Source organism: Pseudomonas sp. JC1203 (assembly GCF_056175065.1).
This window is the reverse complement of the sequence record NZ_JBWCAM010000004.1, coordinates 289,994-312,337: the sequence shown is the minus strand read 5'-3', so window position 1 is coordinate 312,337 and position 22,344 is coordinate 289,994. Positions and strand designations below refer to the sequence as shown.

Annotated in this window: 18 protein-coding genes; 7 read left to right on the top strand and 11 right to left on the bottom strand. The window is 65.3% G+C overall.

Annotation, left to right across the window (positions count from 1 at the left end):
• Positions 1-106: 106 nt before the first annotated feature.
• Together AC0SZ7_RS08880 and AC0SZ7_RS08875 are read left to right on the top strand one after the other, a co-directional pair.
• A complete protein-coding gene (locus AC0SZ7_RS08880) occupies positions 107-3,703 on the top strand; it encodes an ATP-binding protein (RefSeq protein WP_475504042.1) in 3,597 nt (1,198 codons plus the stop codon).
• A gap of 88 nt (positions 3,704-3,791) precedes the next feature.
• Entirely contained in the window at positions 3,792-5,033 is a 1,242-nt protein-coding gene (locus tag AC0SZ7_RS08875) for an EAL domain-containing response regulator (RefSeq protein WP_475504041.1), read from the top strand.
• Between the two features lie 7 nt (positions 5,034-5,040).
• On the opposite strand, the gene AC0SZ7_RS08870 is transcribed toward AC0SZ7_RS08875, so the two are convergent.
• Complete coding sequence (locus tag AC0SZ7_RS08870; protein WP_475504040.1) at positions 5,041-5,703, bottom strand: response regulator; 663 nt, start codon at positions 5,701-5,703, stop codon at positions 5,041-5,043.
• Between the two features lie 208 nt (positions 5,704-5,911).
• Here AC0SZ7_RS08870 and AC0SZ7_RS08865 point away from each other — a divergent pair, with 208 nt between their 5' ends.
• Positions 5,912-6,202, top strand: a complete 291-nt coding sequence (locus tag AC0SZ7_RS08865; protein WP_475504039.1) for a DUF3509 domain-containing protein — start codon at positions 5,912-5,914, stop codon at positions 6,200-6,202.
• A 152-nt stretch (positions 6,203-6,354) separates the two neighbouring features.
• Here the strand turns inward: AC0SZ7_RS08865 and AC0SZ7_RS08860 are convergent, their stop codons facing one another.
• The gene (locus AC0SZ7_RS08860) at positions 6,355-7,227 is read right to left on the bottom strand and encodes a TIGR02285 family protein (protein WP_475504038.1); all 873 of its coding nucleotides are present in this window, start codon (positions 7,225-7,227) and stop codon (positions 6,355-6,357) included.
• A 141-nt stretch (positions 7,228-7,368) separates the two neighbouring features.
• Between AC0SZ7_RS08860 and AC0SZ7_RS08855 the strand changes: the two genes are divergently transcribed.
• From AC0SZ7_RS08855 to AC0SZ7_RS08845, 3 genes are all read left to right on the top strand, one after another.
• On the top strand, positions 7,369-7,911 hold the full coding sequence (locus AC0SZ7_RS08855) for a YaeQ family protein (RefSeq protein WP_475504037.1): 543 nt from the start codon (positions 7,369-7,371) through the stop codon (positions 7,909-7,911).
• Between the two features lie 47 nt (positions 7,912-7,958).
• Positions 7,959-9,668, top strand: a complete 1,710-nt coding sequence (gene recJ, locus AC0SZ7_RS08850; RefSeq protein WP_475504036.1) for a single-stranded-DNA-specific exonuclease RecJ — start codon at positions 7,959-7,961, stop codon at positions 9,666-9,668.
• A gap of 87 nt (positions 9,669-9,755) precedes the next feature.
• Entirely contained in the window at positions 9,756-10,862 is a 1,107-nt protein-coding gene (locus AC0SZ7_RS08845) for an NADH:flavin oxidoreductase/NADH oxidase (RefSeq protein WP_475504035.1), read from the top strand.
• Between the two features lie 145 nt (positions 10,863-11,007).
• Here AC0SZ7_RS08845 and AC0SZ7_RS08840 read toward each other — a convergent pair whose 3' ends face one another.
• Together AC0SZ7_RS08840 and AC0SZ7_RS08835 are read right to left on the bottom strand one after the other, a co-directional pair.
• Positions 11,008-12,624, bottom strand: a complete 1,617-nt coding sequence (locus AC0SZ7_RS08840; RefSeq protein ID WP_475504034.1) for a glucan biosynthesis protein D — start codon at positions 12,622-12,624, stop codon at positions 11,008-11,010.
• Between the two features lie 320 nt (positions 12,625-12,944).
• The gene (locus AC0SZ7_RS08835) at positions 12,945-13,103 is read right to left on the bottom strand and encodes an AbrB/MazE/SpoVT family DNA-binding domain-containing protein (protein ID WP_475504033.1); all 159 of its coding nucleotides are present in this window, start codon (positions 13,101-13,103) and stop codon (positions 12,945-12,947) included.
• 180 nt (positions 13,104-13,283) lie between these two features.
• On the opposite strand from AC0SZ7_RS08835, the gene AC0SZ7_RS08830 reads away from it, so the two are divergent.
• On the top strand, positions 13,284-13,649 hold the full coding sequence (locus AC0SZ7_RS08830; protein ID WP_475504032.1) for a hypothetical protein: 366 nt from the start codon (positions 13,284-13,286) through the stop codon (positions 13,647-13,649).
• A 12-nt stretch (positions 13,650-13,661) separates the two neighbouring features.
• On the opposite strand, the gene AC0SZ7_RS08825 is transcribed toward AC0SZ7_RS08830, so the two are convergent.
• The 7 genes from AC0SZ7_RS08825 to AC0SZ7_RS08795 form a co-directional block, all read right to left on the bottom strand.
• On the bottom strand, positions 13,662-15,140 hold the full coding sequence (locus AC0SZ7_RS08825; RefSeq protein ID WP_475504031.1) for an APC family permease: 1,479 nt from the start codon (positions 15,138-15,140) through the stop codon (positions 13,662-13,664).
• A 136-nt stretch (positions 15,141-15,276) separates the two neighbouring features.
• On the bottom strand, positions 15,277-16,701 hold the full coding sequence (locus AC0SZ7_RS08820) for a gamma-aminobutyraldehyde dehydrogenase (RefSeq protein ID WP_475504030.1): 1,425 nt from the start codon (positions 16,699-16,701) through the stop codon (positions 15,277-15,279).
• A 22-nt stretch (positions 16,702-16,723) separates the two neighbouring features.
• Positions 16,724-17,533: an ABC transporter permease gene (locus tag AC0SZ7_RS08815; protein ID WP_475504029.1), complete on the bottom strand. Its 810-nt coding sequence runs from the start codon at positions 17,531-17,533 to the stop codon at positions 16,724-16,726.
• Positions 17,523-18,473 (bottom strand): ABC transporter permease, encoded by a 951-nt coding sequence (locus AC0SZ7_RS08810; RefSeq protein ID WP_475504028.1) that lies wholly within the window; start codon positions 18,471-18,473, stop codon positions 17,523-17,525. Before AC0SZ7_RS08810 ends, AC0SZ7_RS08815 begins: the two co-directional genes overlap by 11 nt.
• A 1-nt stretch (position 18,474) precedes the next feature.
• Positions 18,475-19,503 (bottom strand): ABC transporter ATP-binding protein, encoded by a 1,029-nt coding sequence (locus AC0SZ7_RS08805; protein WP_475504027.1) that lies wholly within the window; start codon positions 19,501-19,503, stop codon positions 18,475-18,477.
• 120 nt (positions 19,504-19,623) lie between these two features.
• Positions 19,624-20,775, bottom strand: coding sequence for a putative ABC transporter substrate-binding protein YdcS (ydcS, locus tag AC0SZ7_RS08800; RefSeq protein ID WP_475504026.1), 1,152 nt, complete (start codon positions 20,773-20,775; stop codon positions 19,624-19,626).
• A 102-nt stretch (positions 20,776-20,877) separates the two neighbouring features.
• Positions 20,878-22,338: a gamma-aminobutyraldehyde dehydrogenase gene (locus AC0SZ7_RS08795; protein WP_475504107.1), complete on the bottom strand. Its 1,461-nt coding sequence runs from the start codon at positions 22,336-22,338 to the stop codon at positions 20,878-20,880.
• Positions 22,339-22,344: the final 6 nt, after the last annotated feature.

Sequence of the window (22,344 nt, the reverse complement as noted above, 5' to 3'; positions counted from 1 at the left end):
GCTACGCTGAATAGCCCTGCAACACATAAAGCCCGTCGCTCGACGGGCTTTATTCTTTGCGCGTGTCACACTTGGGTTTCGATTCCCCAAGGGGCCATGACACGGCATGAAGCACAAACTCCACGCGCTGAAACGCTGGCTGGCGGCCTGGTTGGTGTTGCTGTGCCTGGCCACCTGCGGCCAGGTGCAGGGCGCGCAGAGCCTGCCGTTCACGCTGATGCCGGCGTTCACCCGGCTTGAGCCGCTGCCCCTGCCGGCGCGTGACCAGCAGTGGCTGGCCCGCCACGCGGTGCTGCGTGTGGGCGTCTCCATCACCGACCACGAGCCGGTGGACATCACCGTCGACCGCAACCGCTACCGCGGCATCAGCGCCGACTACCTCAACCTCATCGCCAGCCGTCTCGACCAGCCGCTGCAGATCCACGGCTTTGCCCGCCGTGAGGAAGCCGTGGAGGCCCTGGAGGCCGGCGAAATAGACATTCTCACCAGCGCCAACGGCTACGAGCGCAAGCGCCCGGCACTGGCGTTCACCCGCGCCTACATGCCCGACGATGCGGTGCTGGTGCAGCGCGAGAACCTGGCCGGGCCCTTTGCCGTGGCGGGTTCGAGGATTGCCGTGCTCGACGGCTACCTCGACCTCGACGCGCTGCATGCGGCCTACCCGCACAGCGAGATAGTGGTCGCCCCCAGCCTGGCCAGCGGCCTGGAGGCGGTGGCCCAAGGCGACGTGCAGGCCTTCATCGGCAACGAGGTCGTGGTGCGTGCCTACAGTGCGTTGCGGCCGTTCATGGGCCTGCACATAGCCGGCGAGGTCAGCCTGCCCGACGCCGGCTTTGCCTTTGCCGTACGCAATAGCGACCCGGTGCTGCTGGGCTTGCTGGACCGTGCCCTGGCCAGTATCGACGAGTCGCTGCGCCGGGAAATCCTCGGGCGCTGGACCGCCGGCCTGGGCTCCGACATCGGCCAGCCGAGGGTGGCGCTCAGCGCCGAAGAGCACGCCTGGCTGCAAGCCCACCCCAGGGTGCGGGTGGCGGCCAGTGACTACCCGCCCTACCTGTACCGCGACCGCCAAGGCAACTGGGTGGGGCTCAACCGCGACGTGCTGGCGACCATCTCCTCCATGAGCGGCCTGCAGTTCGACTTCGTGCCCTCGGCTTCGATCTCCGAGAGCCTGCAGGCATTGAAAAACGGCCGCGCCGACATGAACACCACGTTGTCGGAGAACGCCGAGCGCAAGGCCTTCCTCGGTTTTTCCCATTCCTTCGGCGGGCAGGGCTGGGTATTCGTGGTGCGCGGCAATGGGCCATCGGTGGCGTCGCTGGACGACCTCGCCGGCCGGGTGCTTGCCCTGCCACGCCAGCATGCGCTGGAAAGCAGCCTGCGTGACGAATACCCCAACATCCGCCTGCGCCTGGTGGACACCTTTGACCAGGCCCGTGACCTGGTGCGCCGGGGGGAGGCCGACGCCACCCTGGACAGCGAAGTCAGCGCCTGGCGCTCGGTGGGGCGCTACCCGCCGGGCGAATTGAAGGTAGGCCGCAGCGTCGACGGCCTGTGGGCCGCCGACCGTTTCGCAGTGCGCCTGGACGAGCCGTTGCTGCTGAGCATCCTCAACAAATCCCTGGAAGCCTACCCGGTGCCGGAGTTGCGTGCGGTGCGCATCAAGTGGCTGGGCGCCGTGGACGGCCCGGCGCCGGCCTGGCAACGCATCGCCCCGTGGGTGTGGTGGGCGCTGGCGGCCGCAGTGCTGTTCGGCCTGGTGTCGCTGATGTGGAACAGCCGCCTGAAGGCGCAGATCCAGCAGCGTGAGCAGGCCGAGGAGGCCTTGAACGACCAGCTGGCGTTCCAGCGCGCGCTGCTCGACGGCATCCCCAACCCCATCTACGTCCGCGACTTGCAGGGGCGCATGGTGTCCTGCAACAAAAGCTACGAGGACGTGTTCTCCACCCGACTGGAGCTGGTGCGCGGCACGCTGCTGCCCGAAGTGTCGCTGATTGCCGCCGACAAGGCCGAGCAACTGCACGCCGACTACCTGGCGCTGCTGCAGGACCAGCAGCCGCGCTTCGCCGACCGCCAGATCGAACTCAAGGGCCACCCGGTGGATGCCTGGCAATGGATGGTGCCGTTCTACCGCGCCGACGGTCAGTTGCAGGGCATGCTCGGCGGCTGGATAGACATCAGCGAGCGCAAGCGCCTGGAAGCCGAACTGGTGCACGCACGCCAGGTGGCCGAACAGGCCAGCCAGGCCAAGAGCGCGTTCCTGGCCACCATGAGCCACGAGATCCGCACCCCCATGGCGGCGATCATCGGCCTGCTGGAACTGGAGCGCGAGACCACCCGCCTGCGTGGTGCCCAGCCTTCACAGGCGCTGGACGTGGCCTACCAGTCGGCCCGCGACCTGATTGCGCTGATCGGTGACAGCCTGGACCTGGCGAAAATCGAGGCGGGCAGCCTGCAACTGGCGCCCGAGGCCACCGAGCTGCGGCCGTTTTTCGCCACCATCGTGCAGCTGTTCAGCGCCCAGGCGCAGCAGAAAGGCCTGCGCCTGGAACTGACGTTGGCCGCCGGGCTGGACGGCACTTACTGGTTTGACCCGCTGCGCCTGCGCCAGGTGGTTCACAACCTGCTCGGCAACGCCCTGAAGTTCACCCATCAGGGCCACGTGGCCCTCGACGTACGGCCAGGCGAGCAGGGCGGCTTGTGCATCGAGGTTACCGACACCGGTGTCGGCATGGACGCCGCGCAGCAGGCCCGTTTGTTCAAGCCGTTCGTGCAGGTGGGCGCAACTTCCGGGCAGGAAGTGCGCGGCACCGGCCTGGGGCTGAGCATCTGCAAGCAACTGGTGGGCCTGATGGGCGGTGATATTCGCCTGGCCAGCGTACCGGGGCAGGGGACGCGGGTAACCTTGAACCTGGACCTGCCGCGCATTGCTGCAGTGGCCGACAGCCCGGCCTCTTCCAGCCAACTGCAGGCCGGCAGAGCGCTGCAGGTATTGGTGGTGGATGACATGGCCGCCAACCGCCTGGTGCTGACCCAGCAGGTGAGTTTCTTCGGCCATCAGGTACAGGCCGTCAGCAGCGCCGAACAGGCGCTGGCGGTATGGCAGGCCCAAGCCCCCGACGTCATCATCAGCGACTGCAATATGCCGGGCATGAGCGGCTATGACCTGGCCCGTGCCATCCGCGCGGCCGAGGCGCAAGGGTCGCGGCCGCGCACGCCCATTATCGGCAGCAGCGCCAACGCCTCCGATGGCGAGGCCGAACGTTGCCGGCTGGCGGGCATGGACCAATTGCTGGTCAAGCCCATCGGCCTTGAGCAGTTGGGCCAGCTGCTGGCCGGCCTGGCAGCGCCCCCGGCCTTCGACATGGCCACGCTGCGGCGCATGACCCTGGCCGATAATGCCGTGATGAAAAAGATGCTGGACGAGCTGCGCAGCAATATCGCCCAGGAAACCCAGGTGCTGGAGGCCGCGGTGGCCACGGCGGACTGGGCGCCGATGCGCGCCGCCCTGCATCGGCTCAAGGGCGTGGCCTGCCTGATCGACGCAGCACCGATGGCCATGGCCTGCGCCGAGCTCGACAGCAGCGCCAAGGCCCGTGAGGGCAGTGGGCTGGCGCAGCAATGGGCAACCCTGCGCGAGCGCCTGCAAGCGCTGAGCCTGGACATCGAGAAACAACTTTCGGAAATATCCTACAAAGTTTAGGACTTGTCCTATGTGTCGACCCCGGCCCGCTCTCTAGAGTGTGCATCAAGCGCCCCTGACTACGCGGGCGTGATTCGGAGGTATGCACATGCACGCACTGAAAGTTCTGGTTCTCGAAGACAGCCCCTTCCAACTCATGGCGGTGCATCAAATGCTCAACGCCAGCGGGGTCTTCGATGTCCTGACGGCCGAAAGTGTCGATGCCGCGCTTCAATCACTGGAAAACCGCGGCCCTGTCGACATCGCCATCTGCGACCTGCAGCTGGAGGAAGGCGACGGCCTGCAACTGATCCGCCACCTGGCGCGCCACCGCCAGGCACAGGCGCTGATCATCCTGTCGAGCCTGGAACGCGGCGTGCTCGACAGCGTCGGCCAACTGGCCCGGCACCTGGGGTTGCACGTGCTCGGCGTGCTGGAAAAACCGGCTGCACCCGCCGTGCTGCACGACTTGCTGCAGCGTTATGAGCGCCGCGAAGGCGCAGGGCCATCCGCCATACCGCTGGTGGAGGTCAACGAGCTGGTGGGCCTGGACGAGCTGACGCTGGAACGCCTGCCGCAGCTGCGCCAGCAGTGGCAGGTGTGGTTCCAGCCCAAAGTCGCCATCGACGGCCGTCTGCTGGGTGTCGAGGCGCTGGTGCGCTGGCAGCATCCGGCGCTGGGGCTGCTGTCGCCGGCAAGCTTCCTGCCGCTGGTCAGCTACGCGGGCCTGTTGCCGCAGCTTACCTGGCACGTGCTGGAGGCGGCGTTGCAGCTCAGCGCTTCGGTGCGCGACAGCAGCGGTGAAGCGCTGCCGGTAGCCGTCAACATCGCTCCGGGCATTATCGAGGCAGCTGGTTTCACCGCCCAGCTCCAGGTGCTGCTCCAGAAGGTGCAACTGCCGGCCACGGTGCTGACCCTGGAAATGCGCGAAAGCCGCCAGGGGCCAGCCAACGGCCTGGAGGTGGAGGCCCTGTTGCGCCTGCGCATGCTGGGTTGCCAGCTGGCCATCGATGACTTCGGCACCGGTGAGTCGAACATCCAGCGGCTGTTGGACCTGCCGTTCTCGGAGCTGAAAATTCCCAGCCAGTTCGTGCGTGGCATGGCCGAGGACGGTCGCAAGGCGGCGGTGGTGGCTGGCGCTTTGATCATGGCCCGGCGCATGGGCCTGGGGGTGGTGGTGGAAGGCGTGGAAAACGCCGACGATTTCCATGCCCTGCAGGCCTTGGGGCAACCGGCGCTGCAAGGTGCGTACGTGGCCCGGGCCATGCCGCAGGAGGCGCTGGGCGACTGGATGGCCACGCGCGACCTCAGCCATTGGCCCGCACAGCACGGCCAGCCCTGCCAAGCCTGAACGCGGCTCAGGTCAGGCCGTGTTCCTGCAGGTAAATGAACAGGGCGGCATCGTTGGCCACCCCCAGCTTGCGCATGGCACTGACCTTCTGGGCGCTGACCGTCTGCTTGCTGCGGTTGAGCTGCGCGGCGATCTCGCCCACCGACAGGCCGCCCGCCAACAGCCTGGTTACCTCGATCTCGCGCGGTGACAGGGCTTCGCGCTCGAACATGCGGTCCGGGCGCACTTCGCCCTCCTGCAACAACGCCTGGCTGACCGAATCGGCAATGAACACCTTGTTGCGCCGCACCTGGGCGATGGCGATGGGCAGTTCGCTGACCAGGCTGGCCTTGCCCAGCAGGCCTTTTACCCCCAGGCCCAGCATGGAGCGGAACAAGCCTGCGTTGTTGAGCATGGTCACCACCAGAATGGGCAGGTCCGGCCAATGCCGACGAATGGTCTCCAGCAGGCGCAGGCCATCGTTCTGGTGCTCGGCGGGCATCATGAAGTCAGTGATCAGCAGGTCGCACTGGCCCTCTTCCAGCCACTGGGTAAGCTCCGACGGGCTGCTGGCCTCGCCCACCACCACAAGGTCCGGGTCCTGTTGCAGCGCGGCGCGCAGGCCGATGCGGAAAATCGGGTGGTCATCGGCCACCAGGATGCGCAGCGGTGAGTGAGAAGGGCGGTTCACGGTAGGGCTCCGGGCGCGTTCGAGGTTCCAGGCGTGGAGTCTGGCACATTCACGTGGGGGCTGGCTTTTTGCACATTCCAACTGTCATATTCGACGGGCAAGCTGAAACGGCAGGTTAACTCCCCGTCGGAGCCGTTTTTAGAACTTTTTGCACTGTCGACGGGTCATTGATAGACACCTTGATTTCGAACAACTGAGTGGTGATCGAATGGAAAATATCAACGAGTTGCTGACTGAAGCACTGACGCCCTACCACGTGGACGTGGTTGATGTGGGCGGCCCGCTTGAATGCCGGGTGATATTGCGCGATTCGACCGGCGCTCTGGTGCTGGATCGACGCTTCAACCGCCGGCAGTTCGCCGACAAGCATGCGCTCACCGACGTGGTCGATGGTTTGCACCGCGACCTGATGGTGGCCGAAGGGCGATTGCAGCCGTGCATGCTGGCAGCCTTGGCGCAGGCGGCAGTGGTTCCCGGTGCAAGTGCTTCGATGGGTTAGGGAACCTTCCCGCGCAGGTGCGTTCCGATCCTGTAAGGGCAGGGGGGCTGACATTGTGCTCCGGTGTCAGTCACCTGTCGTATTGGCCCACGTAGGCCATGTTTGACCCCGGGTAGCTTCCCCACTGCCCGGGGTTTCTTTTTGCCCGCGATTCAGGGGCTGGCGCGCGCCGACTCATCGAAGAACCGCCGGGAGTCGCGCAGGTAATCCGCGCGGCTAGCGGTATCCAGCCAATCGGCGTAGAACCCCGGCAACGTCGTGGTGCGCAACCCCACCAGCACCCGGTTCAAGCGCTCCACCACCGCCTTGCCCGCCGGTGTGTTCGTGCAGCCCACGTACACCGGTTGGTAGCGTGGCACGCCGCGCACCGGCAGGAACACCAGGTCATCATTACCGATCTGCTCCTGGGCGGCCATGTACAACGCTTCAGGCCAGTAGCCCAGCACGCCGTCCAGGCGCCCGTGCTGCTGCATCTGCAACAGGCTGGCCACCGCATCGTTGCCGTGGTGGGCGTTGACTGCGCCCAGGGGGGCAGCCGCCAGCATGGTGTCGATGGCCATGCCATAGCTGCGCTCGGCCACGCGGCCGATCTTGATGTTGGGGCTGGCCAGCACGGCCGGCAGGTCCAACTCGCCGTGGTGGACGAAGGTGGTGAAACCATGGCGGTCCTGGCGGCGGATGATCAGGCCGTTGGTCTGGCTGGCCAGCACGGGGATGGAGTACGCCACCGACTGGCTGCGCTCGGCGGTCCACAGCAGCGTGGGGTCGCAGCTCAGCGCCGGTTCCTGAAGCATTTGCGAGGCGCGGGCGCGGTTGACCCGCACCACGCTGTGCTCGTACTGCGGCAATGCCTGCATCAGTAGCGGCAACATGCGGTCCACGGCCCCTTGGCCTTCGCGGGGGCCGCTTTCGATGGTCAGGGGCGGCAAATCGCGCACCAGCCAGGTCAATGGCTCCCCAGCCTGGGCGACCAGCGGCACTCCCAGGTACAGCAACAGCAACGTCAATCGGCGGCGACCTTCCATGATGCGGGCTCCGAAACAGCTGAATGTGTAGATAACACAGGTCTGCGCCTGCTTGGCAAGGTTGTCGGCCATCGGTCTTAGTTGATTAGGCCATGATCGGTTAGACTGTGCGACTTTTCCTCGTAGCAAGAAGCCCCCTTCATGGCCCAGCCCTCCACGACCTACAAATTCGAACTCAATCTGACCGACCTTGACCGTGGGGTCTACGAAAGCGTCAAGCAGACCATCGCCCGTCACCCTTCGGAAACCGAAGAGCGCATGACCGTGCGCCTGCTGGCCTACGCCTTCTGGTACAACGAACACTTGGGCTTTGGCCGTGGGCTGTCGGATGTCGACGAACCGGCGCTGTGGGAAAAGAGCCTGGATGACCGCGTGCTGCATTGGATTGAAGTGGGCCAGCCCGACGCCGACCGCCTTACCTGGTGCTCACGCCGCACCGAGCGCACCAGCCTGCTGGCCTACGGCAGCCTGCGCGTGTGGCAGACCAAGGTGGTGGACGCGGTGAAGAACCTGAAAAACGTCAACATCGCCGCGGTGCCACAGGAAGTGCTGGAAACCCTGGCCAAGGACATGCCCCGCGTCATCAAGTGGGACGTGATGATCAGCGAAGGCACCATCTTCGTCACCGACGACCGCGGCCAGCACGAAGTGCAACTGGAGTGGCTGCTGGGCGAACGCGGCTGAGCCGCCACGCCTTTTTCCTGACCATGCCCCACTGATAAAGAAGCCCCATGCGTATCGAACCGCGTCAACTGCCTGCCATCCTGCCCTTCCTCGGCGACTTGCCGCCCCTGCTGACCCGGCTGTACGCGGCGCGGGGCGTGTTGTCGGCGGCTGAACTGGACAAGAGCCTGGCGCGGTTGATTCCGTTCCAGCAGCTAAAGGGCATCGACGCGGCGGTAGACCTGTTGGTAGAAGCGCTGGCCAGCCGCCAGCGCATCCTCATCGTCGGCGATTTCGACGCCGACGGCGCCACCGCCAGCAGCGTCGGCGTGCTGGGCCTGCGCCTGTTGGGCGCGGCCCATGTCGATTACCTGGTGCCCAACCGTTTTGAATATGGCTACGGTCTGACGCCGGAAATCGTCGCCGTGGCCCTGCAACGCCAACCCGACCTGCTGGTGACCGTGGACAACGGCATCTCCAGCGTCGAAGGCGTGGCTGCTGCCAAGGCCGCGGGCCTGAAGGTGCTGGTCACCGACCACCACTTGCCCGGCCACGAGCTGCCGGCCGCCGACGCCATCGTCAACCCCAACCAGCCGGGTTGCGAGTTCCCCAGCAAATCGCTGGCGGGGGTCGGGGTGATTTTCTACGTGCTGATGGCCCTGCGTGCGCGCCTGCGCACCCTGGGCCACTACGACAGCAAGCCGCAGCCCAACATCGGCGAGCTGCTGGATTTGGTGGCGCTGGGCAGTGTCGCCGACGTGGTGCCGCTGGACGCCAACAACCGCATCCTGGTGCACCAGGGCCTGGAGCGCATCCGCGCCGGCCGTGCGCGCCCAGGGTTGAAGGCGATTCTGGAAGTGGCCAAGCGTGATCATCGGCGTATCACCTCCACCGACCTTGGCTTTATCCTAGGCCCGCGCCTGAACGCCGCTGGCCGCCTGGACGACATGAGCCTGGGTATTGAATGCCTGCTCAGCGACGACACCGCCCTGGCCCAGGCCATGGCGGCGCAGCTGGACGAGCTGAACCAGGACCGCAAGTCCATCGAGCAGGGCATGCAGCGTGAAGCGCTGGCGCAGCTCAAGGACCTGCCGGTTGAATCCATGCCGTTCGGCTTGTGCCTGTTCGACGCCGACTGGCACCAGGGCGTGATCGGCATCCTCGCCTCGCGCCTGAAAGAGCGTTACCACCGGCCCACCATTGCCTTTGCCGACGCCGGCGAGGGCATGCTCAAGGGCTCGGCGCGCTCGGTGCCGGGCTTCCACATTCGTGATGCCCTGGACGCGGTGGCTGCGCGCCACCCGCAACTGATCAGCAAGTTCGGCGGCCACGCCATGGCCGCCGGCCTGTCGCTGCCGGAAGCCAACTTCCCGGCCTTTGCCCAGGCCTTCGACGAAGAAGTGCGACGCCAACTGCAGGAAGACGACCTCACTGGCCGCCTGCTCACCGACGGCAGTCTGGCCGTGGAAGAGTTCCACCTGGAGCTGGCCCGCGCCCTGCGCAACGCCGGCCCCTGGGGCCAGCACTTCCCCGAGCCGCTGTTCCATGGCGTGTTCCAGCTGGCCGAGCAGCGGGTGGTAGGCGAGCGCCACCTGAAAGTGGTGCTCAAGAGTGAATGCGGTTCGGTGCGCCTGGACGGCATTGCGTTCGGCATCGACCGCGAGGTGTGGCCCAACCCCACCGTGCGTTGGGTGGAGCTGGCGTACAAGCTCGACGTCAACGAATTCCGTGGCCAGGAAACCGTGCAATTGCTGATCGCACACATGGAGCCACGCTGAGAAACAGCTGAACCCTGCTCAAGGCGGCGTTGTCGACTAGGCTCTAGACATTGTCTGCGCCCGACCCCCTGCCTTGAGAGGTGCCCCATGAGCCTGCTGCTCGAACCTTATACTCTGCGTCAACTGACCCTGCCCAACCGCATCGCCGTGTCGCCCATGTGCCAGTACTCCAGTGTCGATGGCCTGGCGAACGACTGGCACCTGGTGCACCTGGGCAGCCGCGCCGTGGGCGGTGCCGGCCTGGTGTTCACCGAAGCCACTGCCGTGACGGCCGACGGGCGCATCACCCCCGAAGACCTGGGCCTGTGGAACGACGAACAGATCGAGCCGCTGCAACGCATCACTCGTTTCATTACCTCTCAGGGCGCCGTGCCGGGCATCCAGCTGGCCCACGCCGGGCGCAAGGCCAGCACCTGGCGGCCGTGGCTGGGCAAGGCCGGCAGCATTCCTGTGAGCGAGGGCGGCTGGGTGCCGGTGGGGCCGTCGAAAATAGCCTTCGACCCGCGCCATACCGCGCCCACGGCCCTCGACGAAGGGCAGATCCAGGAAGTGATCCTGGCCTTCGTCGACGCCGCCCGGCGCGCGCTGAAAGCCAACTTCAAGGTGGTTGAGGTGCATGCGGCGCACGGTTACCTGCTGCACCAGTTCCTGTCACCCATCAGCAACCAGCGCCAGGACAGCTACGGCGGGTCGTTCGAGAACCGCATCCGCCTGACCTTGCAGGTCACCGAGGCGATCCGCACGGTGTGGCCGGACGAATTGCCAGTGTTCGTGCGGGTGTCGGCGACCGACTGGGTGGAAGATGGCTGGAACCCCGACGAGACCGTGGAGTTGGCCAAGCGCTTGAAGGCGTTGGGCGCGGACTTGATCGATGTGTCATCGGGCGGTACTGCGGCGAACGCCGAGATTCCTACCGGCCCGGGTTATCAGACGCGGTTTGCCGAGCGGGTGCGCAAGGAGTCGGGGATTGCCACCGGCACCGTGGGCATGATTACCGAACCGGCGCAGGCCGAGCACATCCTGCGCACCTGCCAGGCGGACATCATCCTGCTGGCGCGTGAGCTGCTGCGTGATCCGTACTGGCCGTTGCACGCCGATGACGACCTGGGCGGCCGCCAGGCGACGTGGCCGGCGCAGTACCAGCGCGCCACCCACCGCGACCAGCCGATACACGAGTCCGACCTGCGCGACTGAGTGGCCCGGGACGCGGCCTGTGGCCGCTGCTACATTGCTCCCTGCGGGAGCGGCGAAAGGACCACCGCGTAGTATCTGATACGACGCGGAGCCCTTTTTCGCGCGGCCTGTAGCAGCGGCCGCAGGCCGCGTCACAGGCACCGCATTACGTGTACTTGCGTTTGTCCGGCGCCGGCGGGAAGTACTGGTACAGCCAGGTTTCGCTCAACGTACGGTCCTGGGTGCGGATGAACAGGCGCATCTCCACCGGGTCGACGCTGTCGCTGGTGGGGTACCAGTCGAACGTCACGCGGTAGCCCTTGTCCGGCAGGGCAAGGATGTTGAAGTCCTGCACCTTGCCGCTGGACACCGTCACCACCGGCTCGATGCCGGTGCCTTCGGGCAGCCGGTCCAGGCCGCCGCCCTTGAAGTCCACGGCAAAACGCCGCGCCCACACTTCCGGGTAGTGCTCGCCGGGGGCCCAGCCCTCGGTGAAGCCACCCATGCCGGAACGTGTGGCATGCACCCGCGCCAGCGGCGTGCCCACTGGCGGCAGGGCGCTCCAGTACAGCTTGTAGCCGAAGTTCAGCGCGTCACCGGCCTTGACCGGCTGCTTGGGCGTCCAGAACGCGACGATGTTGTCCAGGGTCTCGCCCGTGGTCGGGATCTCCATCAGGCTCACCGAGCCCTCGCCCCAATTGGTGGTCGGTTCCACCCACAGGCTCGGGCGCTTGTCGTAACCGTCGACGGTATCTTCGTAGCTGCTGAACTCGTGGTCGGTCTGCACCAGGCCGAAGCCCTTGGGGTTGTTGTCGGCGAAGGCGTTGAACTGCAGGGTGGCCGGGTTGTTCAGCGGGCGGCAGATCCACTCGCCGTTGCCGCGCCACATTGCCAGGCGGTCGGAGTCGTGGATTTGCGGGTGGATGGTGTCGCACATGCGACGTTCCTGGGTGCCGCAGCTGAACATGCTGGTCATGGCCGAGATGCCCAGCTGTTCGATGTCGGTGCGGGCGAACACATGGGCGTCGATGGCCATTACCACCTGCTGCGCCTGGCAATCGATGTCGAACTTGTAGGCACCGGTGGCACTGGGCGATTCCAGCAGGGCGTAGACGGTGAAGCGCGTGCTTTCCTTGTCCGGGGTTTCAAACCAGAACTTGGTGAAGTCAGGGAACTCCTCGCGCTTCTTCGCGTAGGTGTCGATCGCCAGGCCACGGGCCGACAGGCCGTACTGGCCGGTGGAGTCCACCGCACGGAAGTAGCTGGCGCCCAGGAAGGACAGGATGTCGTGCTTGTCCAGCTCCGGCGCCTTGAACAGGCGGAAACCGGCGAAGCCCAGGTCGCCCTTGAGCTGCTTGGTGTCCACGCCGGTTTTGTCATAGCGGAACAGCGGCGGGTGGAAGTGCACCTCGCGCGCCTGCTGCTTGCCGGTGTCGACGCTGTACATGCGCACGGGCAGCTTGAAGCCCATGCCCACGTGGAAGAATTGCACATCCAACTGGCCCTTGTTGTCGTACCACAGCGAGTGCTTGGGGTCGTACTGGATGGCGTTGAACTGCAGGGGCGTCATGTTTGCCAGGGTCGGCGGCAACACTTGCTTGCGGTCGGTATAGCCCTGGGTAGCCAGCTGCCGGGCCTGGGCCTGCAGCAGATCGAAACTGAACGGCTCGGCATCGCCATCGGCAGTGGCCGCCATGGCCTGCGCGGCCAGCAGGCCGGTGCCGGACAGCCCGGTATAGGCGGCGAGCGCCATCGAGGCCTTGAGAAGGTGCCTACGGTGCATAAATAAACCTGTCTGCAAATAATCCGGGCCGCCTCCTGGCTGCCAGGCTGGATCGAGATAAAGGTCTGGACATGCCCTCGGCCAAACGCAATCAACTCATAACAGATAACAAAGTGGGCGGGGGGTTCGCAAGGAGAGGGAAAAAAACCTGTAAAAAATCGATGATTCGTGGCCGCCCACTGCAAAGTGAGCGGGCAAGGCTACCAAAATGGCGTTCAAGAAAACTTGGGCAGGCAACTGTGGAAGCCCTGTGGGAGCTGGCTTGCCAGCGAGTTTTTGGCGGCCCGAAAAGCTCGTTGGCAAGCCAGCTCCTACAGGGCTCATTGGACTGCTTCCTCGAATATCAGATTCTCGCGATCTTGGGGAAGCGGGTCATCTCGACCGTCTTCTAAAAAATCGGCAGGAAGCTGTCCGAGAATGTCAAAAAAATCCCGAGACCAAACGGAATACTCGGTCTCTATCACCTTTTGATCGTCCATGTCTGCCTTCCCGTAAATGACTGATGACTGGCAATTCTGCCTTGCGAAATGCGGTTTTGGGGTAGAGAAATCGTGCTTCGGAAAAATCCTACAAAAACGCCAGATCCGTCCTCGTTATTCCCCCAGACACACCCGCAATAATCCCCCCTCAACTCACCCAGACCAGCGAGGAAACGCTTGATGCCCAGGGTAAGACCAACGCGAATTACCGTGACCGGCCACGTGGTGTTCGACCATCATTTCGGGGGCTGTGGGGATATTTACTTGTATTGGTGTGATGTAGGCGCGTCCGAGCAGGAAGCTGGCAAGCCGGCGCGGCAGGGGCAACCGGGCTATTTCAGTGCCAGCATTTTCGATGGCAGCGACTGGCGCAAGTTGCAGCTCAGCCGCCTGTTGCCTTACGCCGCCCGGGCCTACAACCGCCCGGTGCAGCGCCCGCGGGTGGCGCAGGCGCTGCAGCAGGTGATTCACGAGTGGCGCGGCGACCTGGCCAACTACTACGATGAATCACGCTGCTTTCGCCTGCTGGCCCGCGAGTTGAGCTGAACCCGGACGGGCTCAGCGGCCGATTTTCCAGGCATCGCCCGCCGGTGCGTTGCCGCGGTCGTAAGGCTTGGCCAGCCACATGTACAGCAGGCCCAGGCCGATCACCACTGCGGTGGTCACCACCATGGCGTAGTTCACGTACCAGGCGGCGTCCGGCGTGCGTGGCCAGGCCATGTTGATGATGGCGCCAATGCCGTACACCAGCGCGCCGACGTTCACCAGCAGGCCCCAACGGCCCAGGTTGAACTGGCCACTGGGTTTCCAGCCGCGCAGGCGCGCATAGAGCGCAGCCAGCACGATCATCTGGAAGGCCAGGTAGATGCCGATGGCGGCAAAGCTGACGATGGTGGCCACGGCATCCTGCAGGAAGAAGCCGAGAATGATGATCAGCGCCGGCAGCACGCCGGCCACGAACAGCGCGTTGACCGGCACCTGGGTGGTGGCCGACAGGCGCTTGAGCAGGCCGCTGCCTATGACCATCTCATCGCGGGCGTAGGAGTACAGCAGGCGGCTGGCGGCAGCCTGCAGGCTGATCACGCAGGAGATGAACGAGACCATTACCACCGCCATGATCACCCGTGAGCCGACGCTGCCGAAGGCGTTGTTGAGCACGGTGGTCACCGGGTCCTTGTCGGTGCCGTTGATCACGGCTTGCATGTCTGGCACCGCGAGGATCAGCGCCAGGCAGGCGAACATCGCCGAGATGCCGCCAATGTAAATGGTCATGCGCATGGCAATCGGAATGCGCTTGCTGGGGTTGGGGGTTTCCTCGGCCACGTCGCCACAGGCTTCGAAGCCGTAGTACAGGAACATCCCCGCCAGCGAGGCAGTCAGGAAGGCCGGCAGGTAAGAGCCGTCGACGCTGATGTCGAAGGTATTCCACAGCACGCTGAACGGCTGGTGGCGCTCGAAAATCAGCAGGTAGATACCGACGATCAGCGCGCCGACCAGCTCGCAGATGAAGCCGAACATGGCGATGCGCGCGAGCATCTTGGTGCCGCTGAGGTTCACCAGGGTGGCGAACAGGGTCAGCACCAAGGCGATGACGATGTTGGTGTTGTTGCTCGGCTCGAAGCCCAGCATCACCGCCAGGTAGGGACCGGCGCCCACCGCCACGGCGGCGATGGTCACGCACAGGGCGATAGAGTAGATCCAGCCCACCATCCACGCCCAGCGCTTGCCCACCAGGCGGCGCGCCCAGGGGTAGACACCACCGGAAATCGGGAACTGCGACACCACTTCGCCGAATATCAGGCACACCAGCATTTGCCCGAAGCCCACCAGCAGGTAGGCCCAGAACATCGGCGGGCCGCCGGCGGCCAGGCACAGGCCGAACAAGGTGTACACGCCCACCACGGGCGACAGGTAGGTGAAGCCCAGGGCGAAGTTTTCCCACAGGCTCATGCTGCGGTTGAAGTTGGAGGTGTAGCCCAGTTGCCTGAGCTGCTCGGCATCGTGGTCCACGCTTGCCATGTCAGGGGTGACGCTCATGTGTGTGCTCCGAAGGAATCGGCAGATTCAGGTTGCAGGTGCCCGGGGGTGGTGCCCACAGGCACACCCCAGGTCGTTGTTGTAGTAACGTGTGAAATACCTGTAGCAGCGGCCGCCAGGCCGCGTCCAGGCTTGCTCAGTGTTTGAACATGACGTGGCGCACGGTGGTGTAGTCCTCTAGCCCATACATCGACATGTCCTTGCCGTAGCCCGACAGCTTCTGCCCGCCATGGGGCATCTCGCTCACCAGCATGAAGTGCGTGTTTACCCAGGTGCAGCCGTATTGCAGGCGCGCACTCAAACGGTGGGCGCGGCCGACGTCCTGGGTCCACACCGACGAGGCCAGGCCGTAGTCGGAATCGTTGGCCCAGCCCAGCACCTGGGCTTCGTCGTCGAAACGGGTCACCGACACCACCGGGCCGAAGACTTCACGGCGCACTATCTCGTCATCCTGCTGGGCGTCGGCCAGCACCGTGGGCTGGAAGAAGAAGCCGTTGCCATCCACCGCCTTGCCACCGGTGACCAGGCGAATATGCGGTTGCGCCAGCGCGCGTTCGACGAAACCGGCCACGCGGTCGCGGTGCTGGGCGGTGATCAGCGGGCCCAGCTCGGTGTCGGGGTCGTCCTGCAGGCCATATTTGATGCTGCTGACCGCAGCGCCCAGTTTTTCCACGAACTGCTCGTAAATACCTGCCTGCGCGTAGATGCGGCAGGCGGCGGTGCAGTCTTGCCCGGCGTTGTAGAAGCCGAAGGTGCGGATGCCTTCCACGGCGGCGTCGATGTCGGCGTCGTCGAAGATGATCACCGGGGCCTTGCCGCCCAGTTCCATGTGCATGCGTTTGACGCTGTCGCTGGTGCTGGAAATGATGTTGGCGCCGGTGGCGATGGAGCCGGTCAGCGAGACCATGCGCACCTTGGGGTGCGTGACCAACGGGCTGCCCACGGTAGGGCCGCGGCCGAACACCAGGTTGAGCACGCCGGCGGGGAAAATCTCGTTGGCCAGCTGCGCCAGGCGCAGGGCGGTCAGCGGTGTCTGCTCCGAAGGTTTCAGCACCACGGTGTTGCCCGCCGCCAGCGCCGGGGCGATCTTCCAGGCCACCATCATCAGCGGGTAGTTCCACGGCGCGATGGAGGCGATGACGCCCACCGGGTCGCGGCGAATCATCGAGGTGTGGCCCGGCAGGTACTCGCCCGCTGCCGAGCCGCTCATGCAGCGCGTGGCCCCGGCGAAGAAGCGGAACACGTCGGCGATGGCCGGGATCTCGTCGTTCAGCGCGGCGCTGTAGGGCTTGCCGCAGTTGTCGGACTCAAGCTTGGCCAGCTCTTCGCCGTGGGCCTCGATGGCGTCGGCCAGTTTCAGCAGCAGCAGCGAACGGTCTTTCGGTGTGGTCTGCGACCAGCTGTCGAAGGCGGCATCGGCGGCGCGCACGGCAGCGTCGACCTGGGCTTCGCTGGCTTCGTGAATCTCCACCAGCACGCGGCCCAGGGCCGGGTTGAACACCGCTTGCAGCGGGCCTTCGCCCTGCACGAAGTGGCCGTTGATCAGCAGTTGGGTTTGCATGGTTCTTGTCCCCTTGAAGGTGTTATTTGCCGCCACTGCCGGCCACGCTTTCGCCGCCGCGTGTCAGGTAATAGGCGCCCAGGATCGGCAGCATGGTCACCAGCATCACCAGCATGGCGACCACGTTGGTGACCGGCACGTCGCGCGGGCGGCTGAGCTGGTTGAGCAACCAGATCGGCAGCGTGCGCTCGTGGCCGGCGGTGAAGGTGGTGACGATGATTTCGTCGAACGACAGCGCGAATGCCAGCATGCCCCCGGCCAGCAACGCCGAGCCCAGGTTGGGCAGAATGATGTAGCGGAAGGTCTGCCAGCCGTCGGCGCCCAGGTCCATGGACGCCTCGATCAGGCTGTGGGAGGTGCGGCGCAGGCGGGCGATGACGTTGTTGTAGACGATCACCACGCAGAAGGTGGCGTGGCCGATGACGATGGTCATCAGCCCCGGCTCGATGCCCAGGCTCTTGAACGCCGACAGCAGGGCGAGACCGGTGATGATGCCGGGCAGGGCGATGGGCAGTATCAGCATCAGCGAGATGCCTTCCTTGCCGAAGAAGTTGCGCCGGTACAGCGCCGCCGAGGCCAGGGTGCCCAGCACGATGGCGATCAGCGTGGCCACGCAGGCCACCTGCAGCGACAGCTTGATCGACTCCACCACATCGGTGCGCGCGAAGGCCACGCTGAACCACTTCAGGGTGAAGCCCTGGGGCGGAAAGCTGAAGGCTGCGTCTTCGGTGTTGAAGGCGTAGAGGAAGATGATCAGGATCGGGAAGTGCAGGAACACCAGCCCGCCCCAGGCGGCGAGGCGCAGCCCGATGGAAGGTTTGTCAGAGCGCATCGAAGGCCCCCAGGCGTTTGACGATGGACAGGTACACCGCGATCAGCACGATGGGCACCAGGGTGAACGCCGCGGCCATCGGCATGTTGCCGATGGCGCCCTGCTGGGCGTAGACCATGCTGCCGATGAAGTAGCCGGGCGGGCCGATCAGCTGCGGCACGATGAAGTCACCCAGGGTCAGCGAGAAGGTGAAGATGGAACCGGCAGCGATACCGGGCACCGACAGCGGCAGAATCACCTGCATGAAGGTTTGCCGTGGCTTGGCGCCCAGGTCTGCAGAGGCCTGCAGCAGCGACGGCGGCAGGCGTTCCAGCGAGGCCTGAATGGGCAAGATCATGAACGGTAGCCAGATGTACACGAACACCAGGAAACGCCCCAGGTGCGAGGTGGACAGGGTGCTGCCACCGACGCCTGGAATGCTCAGGATCACTTGCAGCACGGGCGCCAGCCCCAGGTGCTGGACGAACCACTGGGCCACGCCGCCCTTGGCCAGCAGCAGGGTCCAGGCGTAGGCCTTGACGATGTAGCTGGCCCACATGGGCATCATCACTGCGATATAGAAAAACGCCTTGGTCTTGCCCGTGGTGTAGCGCGCCATGTAGTAGGCGATGGGGAAGGCCACCAGGGCGCTGGCCAGCGACACCACCACGGCCATTACCAGGGTGCGCTGGATGATGTCGAAATTCGCCGGGTTGAACAGCGCAGCGAAGTTGGCCAGGGTCAGCTCCGGGGTGACCGTCATGCTGAAGTCGTCGAAGGTGTAGAAACCTTGCCACAACAGGTTCAGCAGCGAGCCCAGGTAGATGGCGCCGAACCACAGCAGCGGCGGCACCAGCAGCAACGACAGGTACAGGTTGGGCTTGCGGTACAGCAGGTTCCACAGCCGCCGCAGGGGCGAGTAGTCCGCCAGCGGCGCCGGTTTTTCCAGGGCCAGGCTCATGTCACAGGCCCTCGCTGTCGCGCAGGGCTGTCATCGCCTCGCGTGCCCAACGCGCGCTCAGGCGCTGGCCGGGCTGCAGCACAATGCTCGGCTCCTGCCATTGGTTGTTGGCCTGGCTGATGGCGATCACCTGGCCGCTCTCAAGCTTCAGCTCGTAACGGGTGGAGCTGCCCTGGTACTGGATGTCGTGCAGTACGCCATCCACCTGCACTTCATGGCTGGTGGAGGCCTCGCCGAAGCGGATGTGCTCCGGGCGGATGGAGAAGGGCAGGTCGCTGCCGCACACCAGGCGCGCTGCCTCGCCGCGCAACACGTTGGAGGTGCCGACGAACTCGGCGACGAACGGCGTGGCGGGTTTCATGTACAGGTTGCGTGGGCTGTCGACCTGCTCGATGCGGCCCTTGTTGAACACCGCCACGCGGTCGGACATGGACAGCGCTTCGGTCTGGTCGTGGGTGACGAAAATGAAGGTGATGCCCAGCTGCCGCTGCAGTTTTTTCAGCTCGCCCTGCATCTGCTCACGCAGCTTCAGGTCCAGCGCGCCCAAGGGTTCGTCCAGCAACAACACCCGCGGGCGGTTGACCAGGGCGCGGGCCAGGGCCACGCGCTGGCGCTGGCCGCCGGACAGTTGCACCGGCTTGCGCTGGCCGTAGCCGCCCAGGGCCACCATGGCCAGGGCCTCCTCGGCGCGCTGCAGGCGCTCCTGCTTGCCCACGCCCTTGACCTTGAGGCCGTAGGCTACGTTGTCCAGCACGTTCATGTGCGGGAACAGGGCGTAGTCCTGGAACACCGTGTTGACGTCACGCTGGTAGGGCGGCAGGCCGGCGGCTTCGGCGCCATGAATGCGGATGGAGCCACTGCTGGGCTGCTCGAACCCTGCGATCAGGCGCAGGCAGGTGGTCTTGCCCGAGCCTGATGGGCCGAGCATGGAAAAGAACTCGCCGTCCTGGATATCGATGGATACCCGGTCGACGGCCTTCACTTCGCCGAACACGCGGGAAACCTGGGTGAACTGGACTGCAAGCGTCATGATGCGCTACTCCGGTGGGCATGGAGAGTGTGGCGTGGAGGATGTGGGAGCTGGCTTGCCAGCGAGCTTTTGAGGGCCTTCAAAGCTCGCTGGCAAGTCAGCTCCCACAAGGGCGTGGGCTCAGCGGCCGCCCATGATCGCGATGTAGTCCTGGGTCCAGCGGCTGTACGGCACGAACTTGCCGCCCTCGGCCTGCGGGGTTTTCCAGAAGGCGATCTTGTCGAACTGGTCGACGCCATTGGTCTTGCAGCCCTCGGCGCCCAGCAATTCGCTGCTGGTGCATGCCGCCGGTACCGCCGGTAGCGAGCCGAACCAGGCGGCCACGTCACCCTGCACCTTGGGTTGCAGCGACCAGTCCATCCACTTGTAGGCGCAGTTGGGGTGCGCGGCCTCGGCGTGCAGCATGGTGGTGTCGGCCCAGCCGGTGGCGCCTTCCTTCGGAATGGTCGAGGCCACGGGCTGGTTGTCGGCCTTCAGGCCGTTGACCATGTAGCCCCAGGAGCTGGAGGCCACCACGCCTTCGTTCTTCACGTCGCTCATCTGCACGGTTGCGTCATGCCAGTAGCGGTGCACCAGCGCGTGCTGGGCACGCAGCAGGTCGAGCACGGCCTTGTACTGGGTTTCGTTCAGCTCGTAGGGGTTCTTGATGCCCAGTTCGGGCTTGGTGCTCTTGAGGTACAGCGCCGCGTCGGCGATGTAGATCGGGCCGTCGTAGGCCTGCACGCGGCCCTTGTTGGGTTTGCCGTCGGGCAGGTCCTGGGCCTTGAACACCACGTCCCAGCTGGTGGGCGGGGTCTTGAAGACGTTGGTGTTGTACAGCAGCACGTTCGGGCCCCACTGGTAGGGGGTGCCGTAGGTCTGCTTGTTGACCACATACCAGGGGCCGTCCTGCAGGCGCGGGTCGATGTTCTTCCAGTTGGGGATCAACGCGGTGTTGATGGGCTGCACGCGCTTGCCGGCGATCAGCCGCAGGGAGGCGTCGCCCGAGGCGGTCACCAGGTCGTAGCCGCCCTTGGCCATCAGGCTGACCATCTCGTCCGAGGTGGCGGCGGTCTTGACGTTGACCTTGCAACCGGTCTCCTTCTCGAAGCCGGTCACCCAGTCGTAATTCTTGTCGCTTTCGCCCCGTTCGATATAGCCCGGCCAGGCAACGATATCCAGTTGCCCTTCACCGGCACCCACCGCCTTCAGCGGTTCGGCGGCCTGCAGGCTGGCGCTGGCCAGCAGGGCGGTGGTCAAGGCGCTGAGCAGTGCGGTCTTGTGCGCGTGCATGGTATCCCTCTTCTTCAAATTATGGTCGGGGCAGTGTTCGAACGGTGCAGCGGGCCTTCGTCGAGGCTGATTATTAGAATAGTGGTGATAACGGTTGGCGGGTCAGAGGTGCTCCCCATGGCGCGCCATGATGTGCCGCACCACGCTGTAGTCCTGCAGCGAATCACTGGACAGGTCCTTGCCGTAGCCGGAGCGCTTGAGGCCGCCGTGGGGCATTTCGCTGGCCAGCATGAAATGGCTGTTGATCCAGGTGCAGCCGTACTGCAGGCGCGCGGCCACTTGCATGGCCTTGTCCAGGTTCTGGGTCCACACCGAGGAGGCCAGGCCGTATTCCGATTCGTTGGCCCAGTCCATGGCCTGGCTCAGCTCGTCGAACCGGGTGACGGTGACCACCGGGCCGAACACCTCGCGCTGGACGATTTCGTCGTTCTGGCGGCAGCCGGCCAGCAGCGTCGGCTGGTAGTAGAAACCCGGCCCCGAATGCACGGCGGCGCCGGTGATGCGTTCGATGTGTGGCTGGCTCAGCGCGCGTTCGACGAAGCTGGCCACGCGGTCGCGCTGGCGCGAACTGATCAGCGGGCCCAGTTCGTTGTCGGCGTCGCGCTTGCCGGCGAAGCGCAGCTTGCCTACGGCAGCGCCCAGTTCGCTCACCAGTTGGTCGTGAATGCCGGCCTGGGCGTACACCCGGCACGCCGCCGTGCAGTCCTGCCCGGCGTTGTAGTAGCCGTAGTTGCGCACGCCATCGACCACCGCGCGCAGGTCGGCGTCGTTGCAGACGATTACCGGCGCCTTGCCTCCCAGTTCCAGGTGGGTGCGCTTCAGCGTTTTCGAGGCAGCCTGGAGAATTTTCTGCCCGGTGACGATATCGCCGGTCAGCGACACCATGCGTACCTTGGCGTGGCTGACCAGGTGGCCGCCCACGCCCTCGCCGCCGCCACAGACGATGTTCAGCACGCCACGCGGCAGGATCTGCGCCAGCGCCGGGGCCAGCGCCAGAATCGACAGCGGCGTGTGCTCGGAAGGCTTGAACACCAGGGTATTGCCGGCCGCCAGCGCGGGGGCGATTTTCCATGCCGCCATCATGATCGGGTAATTCCACGGCGCGATGGACGCCACCACGCCAATCGGGTCGCGGCGCACCATGCTGGTGTAGCCAGGCACGTATTCGCCCGCCAGCTGGCCAGTCTGGCAGCGCACGGCGCCGGCGAAGAACCGGAACACATCGACGGTGGCGGCCAGGTCGTCCTGCCGCGCCAGGTGCAGCGGCTTGCCGCAGTTCAGTGCTTCCAGCTGCGCCAGGCTGTCGGCCTGGCGGGCCACGGCGTCGGCGATCTGCAGCAGCAGGTTGGCGCGTTGCTGCGGGGTAGTTCGCGACCAACCGGCGAAGGCGCGGTGGGCGGCCATGATGGCGTGTTCCACCTGTTCGCTGCTGGCCTCGGCAATGTGGGTAAGCACCTCGGCAGTGGCCGGGTTGATGATCGGTTCCACCAGCCCTTGCCCTGCAACGAGCTCGCCGTCGATCAGCAGTGCGGTGCACAGGGTGGGGGTGGAAGTGCCGGCCATCTTGCG

Bases quoted from the DNA above. Each gene is read 5' to 3' on its own strand.
- AC0SZ7_RS08835 (WP_475504033.1), bottom strand. From the start codon at position 13,103: ATGGACGATCAAAAGGTGATAGAGACCGAGTATTCCGTTTGGTCTCGG.
- ydcS (WP_475504026.1), bottom strand. From the start codon at position 20,775: ATGCACGCGCACAAGACCGCACTGCTCAGCGCCTTGACCACCGCCCTG.
- AC0SZ7_RS08815 (WP_475504029.1), bottom strand. From the start codon at position 17,533: ATGCGCTCTGACAAACCTTCCATCGGGCTGCGCCTCGCCGCCTGGGGC.
- AC0SZ7_RS08880 (WP_475504042.1), top strand. From the start codon at position 107: ATGAAGCACAAACTCCACGCGCTGAAACGCTGGCTGGCGGCCTGGTTG.
- AC0SZ7_RS08840 (WP_475504034.1), bottom strand. From the start codon at position 12,624: ATGCACCGTAGGCACCTTCTCAAGGCCTCGATGGCGCTCGCCGCCTAT.
- AC0SZ7_RS08865 (WP_475504039.1), top strand. From the start codon at position 5,912: ATGGAAAATATCAACGAGTTGCTGACTGAAGCACTGACGCCCTACCAC.
- AC0SZ7_RS08825 (WP_475504031.1), bottom strand. From the start codon at position 15,140: ATGAGCGTCACCCCTGACATGGCAAGCGTGGACCACGATGCCGAGCAG.
- AC0SZ7_RS08875 (WP_475504041.1), top strand. From the start codon at position 3,792: ATGCACGCACTGAAAGTTCTGGTTCTCGAAGACAGCCCCTTCCAACTC.
- recJ (WP_475504036.1), top strand. From the start codon at position 7,959: ATGCGTATCGAACCGCGTCAACTGCCTGCCATCCTGCCCTTCCTCGGC.
- AC0SZ7_RS08830 (WP_475504032.1), top strand. From the start codon at position 13,284: ATGCCCAGGGTAAGACCAACGCGAATTACCGTGACCGGCCACGTGGTG.
- AC0SZ7_RS08805 (WP_475504027.1), bottom strand. From the start codon at position 19,503: ATGACGCTTGCAGTCCAGTTCACCCAGGTTTCCCGCGTGTTCGGCGAA.
- AC0SZ7_RS08810 (WP_475504028.1), bottom strand. From the start codon at position 18,473: ATGAGCCTGGCCCTGGAAAAACCGGCGCCGCTGGCGGACTACTCGCCC.
- AC0SZ7_RS08855 (WP_475504037.1), top strand. From the start codon at position 7,369: ATGGCCCAGCCCTCCACGACCTACAAATTCGAACTCAATCTGACCGAC.
- AC0SZ7_RS08845 (WP_475504035.1), top strand. From the start codon at position 9,756: ATGAGCCTGCTGCTCGAACCTTATACTCTGCGTCAACTGACCCTGCCC.
- AC0SZ7_RS08860 (WP_475504038.1), bottom strand. From the start codon at position 7,227: ATGGAAGGTCGCCGCCGATTGACGTTGCTGTTGCTGTACCTGGGAGTG.
- AC0SZ7_RS08795 (WP_475504107.1), bottom strand. From the start codon at position 22,338: ATGGCCGGCACTTCCACCCCCACCCTGTGCACCGCACTGCTGATCGAC.
- AC0SZ7_RS08820 (WP_475504030.1), bottom strand. From the start codon at position 16,701: ATGCAAACCCAACTGCTGATCAACGGCCACTTCGTGCAGGGCGAAGGC.